The sequence below is a fragment of the Mycobacteriales bacterium genome, from assembly GCA_035550055.1.
GTDB lineage: Bacteria > Actinomycetota > Actinomycetes > JAFAQI01 > JAFAQI01 > DASZTV01.
Genome location: DASZRO010000004.1, coordinates 1 through 13,143 on the forward strand (window position 1 = coordinate 1; position 13,143 = coordinate 13,143).

15 protein-coding genes, 1 tRNA gene and 1 riboswitch are annotated in these 13,143 nt (G+C 71.5%); of the genes, 1 reads left to right on the forward strand and 15 read right to left on the reverse strand.

Annotation, left to right across the window (positions count from 1 at the left end):
* From gcvP to VG899_00125, 7 genes are all read right to left on the reverse strand, one after another.
* A partial coding sequence (gene gcvP / locus VG899_00095; protein HWA64758.1) for an aminomethyl-transferring glycine dehydrogenase occupies positions 1 to 2,480 on the reverse strand: 2,480 nt, incomplete at its 3' end.
* A 136-nt stretch (positions 2,481 to 2,616) separates the two neighbouring features.
* A riboswitch (glycine riboswitch) is annotated at positions 2,617 to 2,711 on the reverse strand.
* A gap of 113 nt (positions 2,712 to 2,824) precedes the next feature.
* The gene (locus VG899_00100; protein ID HWA64759.1) at positions 2,825 to 3,358 is read right to left on the reverse strand and encodes a MerR family transcriptional regulator; all 534 of its coding nucleotides are present in this window, start codon (positions 3,356 to 3,358) and stop codon (positions 2,825 to 2,827) included.
* Between the two features lie 216 nt (positions 3,359 to 3,574).
* On the reverse strand, positions 3,575 to 4,051 hold the full coding sequence (locus tag VG899_00105) for a bifunctional nuclease family protein (protein ID HWA64760.1): 477 nt from the start codon (positions 4,049 to 4,051) through the stop codon (positions 3,575 to 3,577).
* Between the two features lie 92 nt (positions 4,052 to 4,143).
* Positions 4,144 to 4,851 (reverse strand): MerR family transcriptional regulator, encoded by a 708-nt coding sequence (locus VG899_00110; protein ID HWA64761.1) that lies wholly within the window; start codon positions 4,849 to 4,851, stop codon positions 4,144 to 4,146.
* Between the two features lie 26 nt (positions 4,852 to 4,877).
* Positions 4,878 to 5,387 (reverse strand): FHA domain-containing protein, encoded by a 510-nt coding sequence (locus tag VG899_00115; protein HWA64762.1) that lies wholly within the window; start codon positions 5,385 to 5,387, stop codon positions 4,878 to 4,880.
* A 143-nt stretch (positions 5,388 to 5,530) separates the two neighbouring features.
* Positions 5,531 to 5,917 carry a glycine cleavage system protein GcvH gene (gene gcvH, locus VG899_00120; GenBank protein HWA64763.1) on the reverse strand — a complete coding sequence of 129 codons (387 nt, stop codon included), beginning with the start codon at positions 5,915 to 5,917 and terminating at the stop codon, positions 5,531 to 5,533.
* Complete coding sequence (locus VG899_00125) at positions 5,914 to 6,525, reverse strand: CDP-alcohol phosphatidyltransferase family protein (GenBank protein HWA64764.1); 612 nt, start codon at positions 6,523 to 6,525, stop codon at positions 5,914 to 5,916. The genes gcvH and VG899_00125 overlap by 4 nt, the downstream gene beginning before the upstream one ends.
* A gap of 39 nt (positions 6,526 to 6,564) precedes the next feature.
* On the opposite strand from VG899_00125, the gene VG899_00130 reads away from it, so the two are divergent.
* Positions 6,565 to 6,638, forward strand: a tRNA-Pro gene (locus VG899_00130).
* A 27-nt stretch (positions 6,639 to 6,665) separates the two neighbouring features.
* Here VG899_00130 and der read toward each other — a convergent pair.
* From der to VG899_00170, 8 genes are read right to left on the reverse strand one after another with little or no spacing between them, the layout of a single operon-like run.
* Positions 6,666 to 7,982 carry a ribosome biogenesis GTPase Der gene (gene der / locus VG899_00135; protein ID HWA64765.1) on the reverse strand — a complete coding sequence of 439 codons (1,317 nt, stop codon included), beginning with the start codon at positions 7,980 to 7,982 and terminating at the stop codon, positions 6,666 to 6,668.
* Positions 7,979 to 8,644, reverse strand: a complete 666-nt coding sequence (locus VG899_00140) for a lysophospholipid acyltransferase family protein (protein ID HWA64766.1) — start codon at positions 8,642 to 8,644, stop codon at positions 7,979 to 7,981. Before VG899_00140 ends, der begins: the two co-directional genes overlap by 4 nt.
* Positions 8,641 to 9,324 carry a (d)CMP kinase gene (cmk, locus tag VG899_00145; GenBank protein HWA64767.1) on the reverse strand — a complete coding sequence of 228 codons (684 nt, stop codon included), beginning with the start codon at positions 9,322 to 9,324 and terminating at the stop codon, positions 8,641 to 8,643. Before cmk ends, VG899_00140 begins: the two co-directional genes overlap by 4 nt.
* Positions 9,325 to 9,383: 59 nt before the next feature.
* On the reverse strand, positions 9,384 to 10,475 hold the full coding sequence (locus VG899_00150; GenBank protein ID HWA64768.1) for a prephenate dehydrogenase: 1,092 nt from the start codon (positions 10,473 to 10,475) through the stop codon (positions 9,384 to 9,386).
* Between the two features lie 11 nt (positions 10,476 to 10,486).
* On the reverse strand, positions 10,487 to 10,852 hold the full coding sequence (aroH, locus tag VG899_00155; protein ID HWA64769.1) for a chorismate mutase: 366 nt from the start codon (positions 10,850 to 10,852) through the stop codon (positions 10,487 to 10,489).
* Positions 10,853 to 10,888: 36 nt separating this feature from the next.
* Complete coding sequence (locus VG899_00160) at positions 10,889 to 11,662, reverse strand: pseudouridine synthase (protein HWA64770.1); 774 nt, start codon at positions 11,660 to 11,662, stop codon at positions 10,889 to 10,891.
* Between the two features lie 4 nt (positions 11,663 to 11,666).
* Positions 11,667 to 12,266: an SMC-Scp complex subunit ScpB gene (gene scpB, locus VG899_00165; protein ID HWA64771.1), complete on the reverse strand. Its 600-nt coding sequence runs from the start codon at positions 12,264 to 12,266 to the stop codon at positions 11,667 to 11,669.
* Positions 12,259 to 13,110 (reverse strand): segregation/condensation protein A, encoded by an 852-nt coding sequence (locus tag VG899_00170; protein ID HWA64772.1) that lies wholly within the window; start codon positions 13,108 to 13,110, stop codon positions 12,259 to 12,261. The genes scpB and VG899_00170 overlap by 8 nt, the downstream gene beginning before the upstream one ends.
* Between the last annotated feature and the right edge of the window lie 33 nt (positions 13,111 to 13,143).

The following is a 13,143-nucleotide window of genomic DNA, read 5'->3' on the forward strand; positions in this document are numbered from 1 at the left end:
GTCGGCGCGTGGAAGCCGTAGTCGATCAGCCGCTTGGCGATGTCCTCGGCGGTGACCCCCGTCTCGCGGGTGATCCCCCGCACGTCGACGATGCACTCGTGGGCGACGAGCCCGCCCCGGCCGGTGTAGAGCACCGGGTAGTGCGGGCTGAGCCGGCGGGCGAGGTAGTTGGCCGACAGCAGCGCCACCTCTGTTGCTTCACGCAGGCCGTCCGGGCCCATCATGCGCACGTAGGTCCACGGAATCGGCAGGATGCCCGCACTCCCCCACGGCGCGCCGCTCACGGGCCCTACGCCCGTCTGCGGGCCCGCGTCGGCCACGACCGGGTGGTTGGGCAGGTACGCCGCGAGGTGGCTGCGGACCGCGACCGGCCCGATCCCGGGGCCGCCGCCGCCGTGCGGGATGCAGAACGTCTTGTGCAGGTTCAGGTGGGAGACGTCGGCACCGAACTCCCCCGGCTTGGCGAGCCCGACGAGCGCGTTGAGGTTCGCCCCGTCGACGTACACCTGACCGCCCGCCTCGTGCACGAGCGCACAAAGGTCGGTGATGCCGTCCTCGAACACGCCGTGGGTCGAGGGGTAGGTCACCATGATCGCGGCCAGTGACTCGCGGTGTTCGGCGATCTTCGAGCGCAGGTCGTCCAGGCTGACGTTGCCGGCGTCGTCGCAGGCGACCACCACGACGCGCATCCCGACCATCGCCGCGCTGGCGGCGTTCGTCCCGTGGGCCGACGACGGGATCAGGCACACGTCCCGGTGCGCCTCGCCTCGATCGCGGTGGTAGGCCCGGATCGCGAGCAGCCCGGCGAACTCCCCCTGGGAACCCGCGTTGGGCTGCAACGACACCGCGTCGTAGCCGGTGATCGCAGCCAGCCAGCTCTCGAGGTCACGGATCACCTGCAGGTGCCCGGCGGCCTGGTCGAGCGGGGCGAACGGATGGATTCCGGCGAGCTCGGGCCAGGTGATCGGCTCCATCTCCGCAGCAGCGTTGAGCTTCATCGTGCACGACCCGAGCGGGATCATCGTGCGGTCGAGCGCCAGATCCCGGTCGGCGAGGCGCCGCAAATAGCGCATTATCGAGGTCTCCGAGTGGTGCTCGTGAAAGACCGGGTGGGTCAGGAACCGCGAGCTGCGTCGCAGCCCGTCGGGGATCGCGGGCTCGCCCGCGGCGTCGCCGTCGAAGCTGACCCCGAACGCCGCGCACACGGCGGCGACGTGCTCGGCGGTGGTGCACTCGTCGGTCGTGACGGCGACCCGGTCGGCGTCGACGCGCCGCAGGTTGATGCCGGCCTCGCGCGCCGCAGCGACGACTCGGTCGGCACGCCCGGGTACGAGCGCGGTGACGGTGTCGAAACCGGACGGGTGGTCGAGCCCGACTCCCCCGAACTGAAGGTACTTCGCGATGGCGGCGGCGTGCCCGGCGACGCGCTCGGCGATCGCCGTCAACCCGGCCGGGCCGTGATACGCGGCGTACGCACCGGCCATCACCGCAAGCAGCACCTGCGCGGTGCAGATGTTGCTGGTCGCCTTCTCGCGGCGGATGTGCTGCTCGCGCGTCTGCAGCGCGAGCCGGTAGGCGGGCGCGCCGTCGGCGTCGATGCTGACCCCGACCAGCCGTCCCGGCAGCGCGCGCTCGAGACCGCTGCGGACCGCCATGAAGCCGGCGTGCGGGCCCCCGAAGCCCATCGGGACCCCGAACCGCTGCGCGGAGCCGACGGCGATGTCCGCCCCCCACTCCCCTGGCGGGCGCAGCAGGCACAGCGCGAGCGGGTCTGTGGTGACCGCGACGAGGGCGTCCGACTGGTGCGCGAAGTCGACAAGTCGACCAAGATCGATCAACCGGCCAGTGCTGCCCGGATAGGCGATCAGGACGCCGAAGCAGCCGCCGTCCGGCAGGCCCTGGGCGAGGTCCGCCGACTCGATCTCGATCCCGATCGGCTCCGCTCGGGTACGCAGCACCGCGACGGTCTGCGGGTGGCATTCCGTATCGACAATAAATCGACGACTTGTCGACTTAGCGCTTCGTCGGCACAGCGCCATAGCTTCAGCAGCCGCTGTCGATTCGTCGAGCAGGGACGAGCCTGCCACCGCGAGGCCGGTGAGGTCGGCGATCATCGTCTGGAAGTTGAGCAACGCCTCCAGCCGGCCTTGCGAGATCTCCGGCTGGTACGGGGTGTAGGCGGTGTACCAGGCCGGGTTCTCCAGGATCGCGCGCCGCAGCACCGGCGGGGTGATGGTGTCGTGCCAGCCCATGCCGATCATCGAGGTCAACACCCGGTTGCGGCCGGCGACCTCGCGCAGCGCCAGCAGCGCCTCCTGCTCGCTGATGGCAGGCGGCAGCGCCAGCTCGTCCTCGGCGCGGATCGCCTCCGGGAGCGCTGCTGCGGTCAGCTCGTCGAGTGATCCGTAGCCGACGACGGCCAGCATCTTGGCGCGCTCGTCGGCGGACGGGCCGATGTGGCGACCGGTGAATCGGGTCATGCGGAGCCTCCCCAGCACTGGGCACCGCCGGACGGCGGTTCGGCTCCCCCTCTGTCCTTCGACCTGAAAGCTTCACCGGCGTGTGCGCCGGTTTGCCCCGTCGGTGAGGCGTCCGGGACGCCTGCTCTCCAGAGTGCCTGCCCGCGCGGTCCGTCGGCCTGAGAGGTTCCGGGGAGGTTGCTCCTTCGGCGCCCCGGGCTGGCTTGCCGGGGTCTCTCCCACGCGGGTTGTGAGGCACCGCGACGCTATCAGCCGAGCCTCGACCGCTCGACGTGGCCGACGAGGTGTGTCGCGCGATTTGTCCGGTTCACGAGCCGCTGTAGCGGCCGTGGCGGGCCTATCGGCTACGTGCCGGTGCGACGGATGCGGCGAGCTGCCAACTCGTCGCCAGCGGCCATCACAGCCTCCGCGGCCGGCTCCGCCGATTCCGACGGCAGCTCGGCGAGACTCCCGGCGACCTCCCCGATCACCCGGCCAACCGCGATGCCGAACACACCCTGGCCACCCTGGACGAGGTCGACGACCTCGTCGGGCGAGGTGCAGGCGTACACGGTCGTCCCGTCGCTCATCAGGGTGATCCCGGTCAGGTCCGCCTCGCCGGTGCCGCGCAGGTGGTTGACCGCAAGCCGGATGTTCTGCAGCGAGACGCCGGTGTCGAGCAGACGCTTGACGACCTTGAGCAGCAGGATGTCCCGGAACGAGTACAGCCGCTGGCTGCCTGACCCTGCCGCCGGGCGGATCGAGGGCTCGACGAGCCCGGTGCGTGCCCAGTAGTCCAGCTGGCGATAGGTGATCCCGGCCACGGTGCACGCCGTCGGGCCGCGGTAGCCGATCGCCGGACCGCCGGCCTGCTCCTTGCCGAACAGCGCGGTCTGGATCCCCTGCGGCGCAGCGCTGGTCGGGGTGTCGGGACCTGCGTACCTGCCTGTCACGTGCCCTCCGTACGTCCGGCGGCGGGAAGGGCTCGCGGCGATGGCGCCGCAAACCTCACCGGTGGAACTCCGTCGATGACGTTAGGCAGTCGGCACCTGGCGGTCAATGATGCAAACCGCCTCCGCGGCTGCGCGTCCTACATCTCGACCCGTAGTCGAGACTTAGGACTCACCCTCCGTCTCGAAGTCCTCGGGAGAGATCTGGTCGAGGAACTCGCGGAACCGCTCGACTTCGGACTCCTGCTCGTCAGCGATCGCGATTCCGGCCGTGTCGAGCACCGGCTCCTCGGCGTAGATCAGCGCCCCGGCCCGGATCGCCAGTGCGATCGCGTCCGAGGGCCGGGCCGACACCGTCGTACCGTCGGCGAACTTGAGGTCGGCGTAGTAGACGCCTTCACGCAGGTCGGTGATGAGCACCGATTCCAGCTGGGCGCCGAGCGCCGCCACGACGTCCTTGAGCAGGTCGTGCGTCAGTGGGCGGGCCGGCACGATCCCCTGCTGGGCGAATGCGATCGCGGTGGCCTCGACGGCGCCGATCCAGATCGGCAGGTAACGGTCGCCCGCCGACTCCTTGAGCAACACGATGGGCTGGTTGGAGGGCAGCTCGACCCTTACCCCGACGACCGTGAGCTCGTTCACGTGCTGACTCCGCTCGGCTGTCTCACGCTTGCCTCGCGACGCTACACGCCTGCTGACCCCGCCTACCAGCCCGCGCGGTCGGCCGGTCCGGCTCAGCCGCCGAGCTGAGGACGCAGGCCCGCCCGGACCAGCGTGGCGTGCAGACGCACCGACAGGCTGGCGAGCTCCCGGGCGACCTCATCGGCGCGCCCCCGGGCCTCCGGGCCGCGCTGGCGCACGAGCGGCGCGACGACCTGCTCCACCAGACCGAGCTCGCGCTCAGCAGTGGTGCGAAACGACCGGAGGTGGCGCGGCTCGAGGCCGAAGCGGCTCATGGCCGCGACGGTCTTGGCGATCACCAGCGCGTCACCGTCGTAGTGACCGCCGGGGCGGGGGCCGATCAGGCCGAACGTCTCGATCTGGTCGAGCTGCTCGGCTTCGAGCCCCGCCGCCGCGAGCAGCTCGCTGCGCGACATCCGCAGCTCGGAGACCTCAGGCAGGAAGTCGGCCGCGTTCGGCAGCCCGGTCTCATCGACCGCGCTTGCCGGCACCTGCGGCCCGCCCTGACCCGCGGTCGCCGGCTGCAAACCGCGATCGAGAGCCTCCAGCTGGTCTTTGATGACGCGCAGCGGCAGGTACTGGTCGCGCTGGGCAGCCAGGACGAACCGCAGCCGCGCGACGTCGTCCCGGGAGAACTTGCGGTAACCCGACGGGGTGCGCGTCGGGGTGATCAGGCCCTCGCCCTCGAGGAAGCGGATCTTCGAGATCGTGACGTCGGGGAACTCCCCGCGCAGCTGACCGAGCACCTCGCCGATGCTCATGAAGGCGTGGCTTCCCCCAGGACTGGTCACGACCGGCTGCCCGTTGCGCTGGCGAAGAACAGCAGCCGGAACTTCCCGATCTGGACCTCGTCGCCGTTGCCGAGGCCGGCCGCTTCGATCCGTTCCCGGTTGAGGTAGGTCCCGTTCAGGCTCCCGGCGTCCTGGAGCCGATAACCCTCGGGCGTGCGGGTGAACGTCGCGTGCTGGCGCGACACCGTGACGTCGTCGAGGAAGATGTCGCTGTCCGGATGCCGTCCGACCGTCGTGACTTCCTGATCGAGCAGGAACCGGCTGCCGGCGTTCGGGCCGCGCTGGACCACGAGCAGAGCGAATCCGGCCGGCAGCTCCTCGAGAATCTCGGCGGTCGCCTCGTCCTCGGCGTCACCGTCCACCCCGCTCAGGGCGAGGGTGCTGGTCTGGTCGGCCGCGGCTGACGCCCCGGCGCTGCCACGGCGAAGCCGGTTCCCGCACCGGGCGCAGAACATCGCGTCGTCGGGATTCTGGTGCCCGCATTTGTCGCAGAACACGCTGGGCATGGCAAGCGCCTGCTTCCCTCATCGTCGTCAACTGGTGGAGCGCTTCGAAGTGATCCGGGCGATCAGACGAAACCTCAACCAAAGGTAGAGGGAGCAAACGGTAGGCGGCCCGCCTCAGCCGGTCAACCTGGGAAAACCTCTGCTCAGCCGGCCGAGTCGACCAGCGCGCGATACCCGGCAGCGTCGAGCAGCGCCGAGCGGTCGGCGCCGTCGGTCGGCCGGATCACCACGAGCCAACCCTCGCCGTAAGCGTCGCTGTTGACCAGCTCGGGGCGCCCTTCGAGCGACTCGTTGCGGGCGACGACCTCGCCGGCAAGGGGGGCGTAGATCTCCGAGACGCTCTTGGTCGACTCGACTTCACCGAGCACTCCCCCAGCGACGACGGTGGTGCCGACCGCCGGCAGTGAGACGAAGACGATGTCGCCGAGCGCCTCCTGCGCGTAGTCGGTGATGCCGACCCGGATCGCGCCGTCGTCGTCCTGGCGGGCCCACTCGTGTTCGGCGGTGTAGCTCAGGTCCTCAGGGATCACGCCGCGGAGCCTAGGGCACGCCGCCGCTGGGCCACCACGGCGGATACCAGTCGCCGCTCGTGCAGCAGATACAGCGCCCCGGTCCACACGTAGAGCACCGCACCCCACGCCGCGAACGACCATGCCAACGGGCGTACGACGTGGTCGAAGGTGCTCGAACCCACCGACAGCAGCAGGAGCGGGAAGGCGTACATCAGGTTCAGCGCCGCGGCCTTGCCGAGGAAGGTGACGTCGGGCGGGCCGATCCCGTAGCGGCGGATCACGACCAGCGCGAGGGCCAACACGAGCTCGCGCGCGGCCAGCACGATCGTCAGCCAGAGCGGGATGATCGAGCGGTCGGTGAGCACGGCCAGCGTGGCGAGGATGTAGAGCCGATCCGCAGCAGGGTCGAGCAGCTTGCCGAGCTCGCTGGTCAGGTTGAAGCGCCGGGCGATCTTGCCGTCGAGGTAGTCGGTGAAACCGGCGACCATCAGCACGATCACCGCCCAGCCGTTGGCCTTCGGACCGAGGACCAGCCAGCAGAACAGCGGCACGCCGAGCAGGCGCAGGACGGACAGCCCGTTCGGGACCGTCCAGACCCGGTCGCTGGCAGGCGCGGTGTTGGCCACGGTAGACAGTCTGGCCGATCGCTAGACTCTGCCCGGTCGCGGGCTGTGGCGCAGCTTGGTAGCGCACTTGACTGGGGGTCAAGGGGTCGCAGGTTCAAATCCTGTCAGCCCGACTTTCGGGATTCGGCCTGACCAGGTGGTCAGCGCTTGCGCTTCTCGCGGGCCTTCACCGACAGGTCGATGGGCGTGCCGTCGAAGCCGAACCGCTCACGCAGCCGGCGTTCCAGGAACCGGCGGTACGACGCTTCCAGCGGGCCCGAGGTGAACAGCACGAACCGGGGTGGTTCGATCCCCGGCTGGGTGGCGAACAGGATCTTGGGCTGCTTGCCGCCGCGCACCGGCGGCGGCGTTGCCGCGACGATCTCGGCCAGGAACGCGTTGAGCTCGCCCGTGGGGATCCGGGTGCGCCAGCTCTCGAGTGCCGCGGCCATCGCAGGGCCCACCCGGCGCAGCCCGCGGCCGGTGCGCGCCGAGATTGCCAGCCGCTGCGCCCATCCGATCCGCCCGAGCTCGCGCTCGATCTCGCGGTCCAGCCGTTCCCGCCGGTCCTCGTCGAGGATGTCCCACTTGTTCAGCAGGACCACGAGCGCCCGCCCGGCCTCGACCACGGTGTCGGCAACCCGCAGGTCCTGGTCGCTGATCGGCTCGGTCACGTCGAGCAGCAGCAGCACGACGTCGGCGGACTGGATCGCCGAGGCGGTGCGCAGGCTCGAGTAGTACTCCGCACCGCTGGCTTCCTTCACCCTCCGGCGAAGGCCCGCGGTGTCCACGAACCGCCAGGTCTGGCCGTCGATGTCGACGAGCTCGTTCACCGGGTCGCGCGTCGTACCCGCGACCGAGTCGACGAGCGCCCGCTCCGAACCCGCCAGGGCGTTGAGCAGGCTGGACTTCCCGACGTTGGGCCGCCCCGCCAGCGCGACGCGCGGCCTCGGATCCACCTCGATCTGGCGCGGGCCGTCGGGCAGCTTCGCGATCAGGGCGTCGAGCAGATCTCCACTGCCGCGGCCGTGCAGGGCGCTGACCGGCATGGGCTCGCCGAGCCCGAGTGACCACAGGGCGGCCGCGTCGGCCTCGGCGTTCGCCGAATCCACCTTGTTGGCGGCGACGACGACCGGTCTGCCGCTTCGCTGGATCACCCGGGCGACCGCGACGTCGGTCTCGGTTGCCCCGACCGTCGCGTCGACCACGAGTACGACGACGTCAGCGGCCGCGACCGCAATCTCGGCGTTCTCCGCGATCCGGGCGGCCATGCCGCGCGCGTCCGGTTCCCACCCGCCGGTGTCGATCACCGTAAACCGCCGACCCGACCACTCCGCCTCGTAGGTCACGCGGTCCCGGGTCACGCCCGGGACGTCTTCGACCACGGCCTCACGGCGCCCCAGCACGCGGTTGACGAAGGTCGACTTGCCGACGTTCGGCCGGCCGATGACGGCGACGACCGGCAGCGCCTCGCTCACGGCGACGTCGATGCGTCGGAGGTCACCGCGCTGAGGTGCTCGAGCAGCCGCGCCCGGATCTGCTCCGCGGCGTCGGCCATCGCGGCTCGCGTCCGTGGGTCGCCGTCGGGCACGAGGGTGAACGGTGCCCCGAACACGACGTCGACGGGCGCCCGGAACCGAGGCACCGCCTTGCCCTTCGGCAACGCTTCGGCGGTCCCCTTGCAGACGACGGGCACGATCGGGCAGTGGCCGTGCAGGGCGAGGTAGCCGATGCCGTGCTGGATGCTCGCCAGCTCGCCGGTCCCTCGGGTGCCTTCGGGGAAGACCCCGAGTACGCCGCCGCCGGCGAGCACGCGCAGGCCCGCCCGCAGCCCGGCCCGGTCGGGCGTCCCGCGATGGATCGGGATCTGCCGGGCGAACTCGAGCACCTTCTTGAGGGCACCCTTGTACAGCTCTGACTTCGCCAGGAACGACGACGGCCGAGACAGCATGATCATCACGATCGGCCCGTCGAGGAAGCCGGAGTGGTTGCCGGCGACGAGCACCGGACCTTCGGCCGGCAGGTGCTCGAGGCCGACGATCCGCAGCCGGAAATAGCCGCGGAGCAGGCGCGCCGCGAGGCGGCGGGCCAGCATCAGCGGGATCGACTCCCGGGTCGGGTCGGTGCGGCGAGCGCTCATCGGCCGGCGGCGGTCTCGACCAGCGCCAGCACCTCACGGATGACGTCCTCGGCGCTGAGCCGGGTTGCGTCGATCACCACCGCGTCGGGAGCCTGGGTCAGCGGCGACGCGGCGCGGGTGCTGTCGGCCTCGTCCCTGCGGGCCAGCTCGGCCTGCGCCGCGCTCGCGCTGGTCGTCGCCAGCCCCAGGCCGGCGTCCTGGCGCACCCTGCGCGCGGCGCGGGCCGCCGGGTCGGCGACCAGGAAGACCTTGACGGGCGCGTCCGGAACGACCGTCGTACCGATGTCCCGGCCCTCGACCACGATGCCGCCCGCCCCGATCAGCTCCCGCTGACGCTCGACCATGGCGGTGCGTACGCCGGGAACCGCGCTCACCGCGCTGACCGCGGCGGTCACGTCCGGCCCACGCACCGCGGTCGTGACGTCGTGCCCTTCGATCGAGATCGTCGGGGCACCCGGATCGGCACTGACCTCGATCAGCGCGTCCTCCGCCAGGGCTGCCAGCTCGCCGGTCGCGCCGAGCGCGACCCCACGGTCGAGGGCCAGCCAGGTCAGCGCCCGATACATCGCACCGGTGTCGAGGTAGCGCAGTCCGAGCGCCGCGGCAACGCCGCGTGACACGGTCGACTTGCCCGACCCGGACGGCCCGTCGACCGCGACGACCAGGTTGCGCCGCTGCACCTGACCTCCCGCTCGCACCACGCCTGATCGACGCGGTGCGAGTCTAGGAGACCGGCGGGCTATTCCCCCGGCTCGACCGCAGTGGCCCGCCATCCGCGTTGCTCCAGCACGTCGGCGAGCGTGCCGGCGCTTCCCGGCGCGACGTCGAGGTCGACCAGGCCGAGCGCGGCGCCCGGTGAGTGGTCGACGTGGATGTCCTCGACGTTGACCCCGCCGGCCGAAGCGTCGGCGAGCAGGCGGGCGAGCTTCCCCGGCTCGTCCGGTACGACGACGGACACCCTCGCCCAGCGGACGGCGGCCTGACCGTGCTTGCCGGCGAGCAGCTGGCGACCGAGCCTGCCGCGGGTCACCAGCTCGAGCGCCGGCTGCGCTCCCGGCTGGCCCTCGGCGAGCGCTGAGCGCAGCGCGACGAGGGGCGCCAGGACGTCGTCGAGCGCGGCGGCGACCCCCGCGGGGTTGGCCGCCACGATCTCGGCCCACAGCGCAGGGTCGCTGTCGGCGATCCGAGTCGTGTCGCGCAGGCCGGACCCGGCAATGGCCACGTCGGCACGGTCGAGGTCGGCAATCGATGCCGCCAGCGCTGAGGCCACCAGCTGAGGCACGTGGGAGAGCCGGGCGAGCAGGGCGTCGTGGTCGGCCGCGGGCATCGTGCTCACCCGAGCCCCGCACCCGGCGGCGAGCGCGGTCACCGCCGAGATGGCGTCCTGGGACGAGGATGCCGTCGGGCAGACCACCCACGGCCGGTCCTCGAACAGGTCCGCCGTGGCGTGGTGCGGCCCTGAGCGTTCGCGCCCGGCGACCGGGTGACTACCGACGTAGCCGTCCCAGGATCCGATCTGGGCCTCGACCTCGAGTTGAGGTTGCAGCTGCACGCTGCAAACATGGGTGATAGTCGAAGCGACGCCTGCTCGCTGCAGTCGCGCGATCTCCGCCGCGATGACGGCCGGGGGCAACGCCACCACCGCGAGGTCGACCGGGGTGTCGCCGTCCCACGGCGCGCCCGCGCCGATCTCGACCGCGACCGCGAGCCGGCTGGCGTCGCGGTTGGCGAGCAGCACCTCGTAGCCGGCTCGGCCGGCCGCCATCCCGACCGAGGCGCCGATCAGGCCGGTGCCGTCCACCAGGAGCCGTGGGGGGCGCTGCGCGCTCATCGACCCGGGTCCTAGTCGCGGGGCAGGTCGGTGCGCAGCGCCTGAGCGCCGCGCAGGTAGACGTGGCGGGCGGCCGAGCGCGGGAAGTCGGCCTCGACGTGGGCCATCAGCCGCACGACCCGCGGCATCGACCCGGGTACCGCGATCTCCGAGGCGCACAGGAACGGCACGTCGGTGATGCCGATGGTGCGCGCGGCGTAGGCGGGGAACTCGGCGACGAGGTCGGGGGTGGTCGTGAAGATCACGCTGATCAGGTCCTCCGCCGTCAGCCCGTTGCGGTCGAGGACCTCGCGGACCAGCTCCGCGGTCGCCTCGATGATCGCGTCACGGTCGTCCGCCGCCACCTGGGTTGCGCCGCGAAGTGCGCGCACCGCCATCTCGTCTCCTCGCTCTACCGCTTTATCGATCTACCGCTACGACGACATCTCGACAGCGCGATAGAGGGATTGCACCTCTTGTCGCTGGAGATGACGGCGCTTTCCGGGCTTGAGGTCGCCGAGCCGGATGGGGCCGACCGCGACCCTGACCAGGCGCGTCACCGGGTGGTCGAGTGCTTCCATCGCCCGCCGGACGACGTGCTTGCGTCCCTCGTGGATGCTCAGCTCCACCACGGAGCGGGCGGTCGTCGACTCGATCACCTTCGCCGTGTCCGCCTTCATGACGCCGTCCTCGAGCTCGACGCCGGCCTTGAGCGCCCGCTCGAAGCCGCGTCCGGCCGAGCCCTCGATCTCCGCGAGATAGGTCTTGGCGACCCCGAAGGACGGGTGGGTCAGCCGGTGCGAGAGCGCTCCGTCGTTGGTCAACAGCAGCAGCCCTTCGCTGTCGGCGTCGAGTCGGCCGACGTGGTGCAGCTGCGCTTCGATGTCGGTGACGAGGTCACCGACGCAGGGTCGACCCCGGTCGTCGGACATCGTGGAGTGCATGCCTCGCGGCTTGTTGATGGCGAGGTAGACCAGGCCGCTCGCGGTCGGGATCTGCGCGCCGTCGAGGACGACCACGTCGCGTTCCGGGTCGATGCGCAGCCCGAGCCGGGCGCGACGGCCGTTGACGCTGACCCGCCCGGCGGCGATCAGCTCCTCACAGGCCCGCCGACTTCCCATGCCTGCCGCGGCCAGGACCTTCTGCAGCCGCACACCCTCGTCGGGTGCTGCGGCTGCCGAGCGCCCCGTGGGACCGGCGCTGCTCATCGCCTCAGCCCGCAGCGACGTCGTCGTCGAGCGCGGTGTGATCCGGGAGGTACTCCGCGAGGGGCGGCAGCTCCGCCGCGGACGTCAGGCCGAGCCGCTCGAGGAAGTGGTCGGTGGTGCCGTAGAGGATCGCGCCGGTCTCCCGCTCGATGCCGACCTCGGCCACCAGGCCGCGGGTGAGCAGGGTGCGGATCACCGCGTCGACGTTCACGCCCCGGACCGCGGCCACCCGCGAGCGAGTCGTCGGCTGCCGGTAGGCGACCACCGCCAAGGTCTCGAGCGCCGCCTGGCTCAGCTTGGTCGGCTGGCCGTCCCGGATGAACCGTTCGACGTACGGCGCGCACTCGGTGCGGCTGTAGAACCGCCACCCGCCGGCGATCCCCCGCAGCTCGAACCCGCGGCCGGCCGCGTCGTACTCGGCGGCGAGCGCGCTCAACGTCTCGGCGATCTCCTCGCGCGGGCGTTCGAGCACCTGCGCCAGGACGCCCTCGTCCACCGGTTCCTCGACGACCATCAGGATCGCTTCGAGCGCGGCCCGCAGCGGCGGCAGCTCCTCGCTCGACCCGGCCGGTTCGGGCAACGGCGGGCCGGCCTGCTCAGACATCGGCGCTCGCCTCGTCCGCGGCGGTGTCGTAGTCATCGTCGATCGCCGTGGCGAACTCCGGTGCCGGGCCGTCGCCGCCCACCCATCTCACGTGGAGCTCGCCGAGGGGGGTGACCTGGTCGAACATCACCACGCCTTCCCGGTAGAGCTCCAGGACGGCGAGAAACCGCCCCACGACGGTCATCGTGTCGGTGCAGTCGGCCACCAGCGCCCGGAAGGTCGCCGCACCGCCCGCCCGCAGCCGCTCGGCGAGGAACACCGCCTGCTCCCGCACGCTGACCAGCGGGGCGTGGAGGTGCCCGATGTCGACCACGGGCACCGGACGCGGGGCCATGGCCTTGGCCGCGAGCTCGGCGAAGTCGATCGGCCCGACGCCGAGCGTGACCTCGGGCACCAGGTTCGCGAACCGCTCCTCGAGCGGCACCAGGCGCGGGTAGCGGTGCGCGGCGGAGTCCATCAGGACCCGGATGACCTCGACCACGTCCTTGTACGCCCGGTACTGCAGGAGCCGTGCGAACAGCAGGTCTCGCGCCTCGAGCAGCGCCAGGTCCTCCTCGTCGGCCTCGGCGGAGGGCAGCAGCCGGGCGACCTTCAGATCGAGCAGCGTCGCGGCCACGACGAGGAACTCACTGGCCGTGTTGAGGTCCCAGTCCTCCCCGCGGCTGCGGATGTAGGCCACGAACTCGTCGGTGACCTTCGCGATCGCGACCAGCGTCACGTCCAGGCGGCGCTTGGCGATCAGGGACAGCAGGAGGTCGAACGGGCCCTCGAAGACGTCGAGATGGACCTCGAACCCGGTGCGAGCGAGCCCGGCGGCCTCCTCGGCGGCTTCGACCACGGGCATCGGTCGAAGGTAGCCCAGCGACCCCCGTCGGCT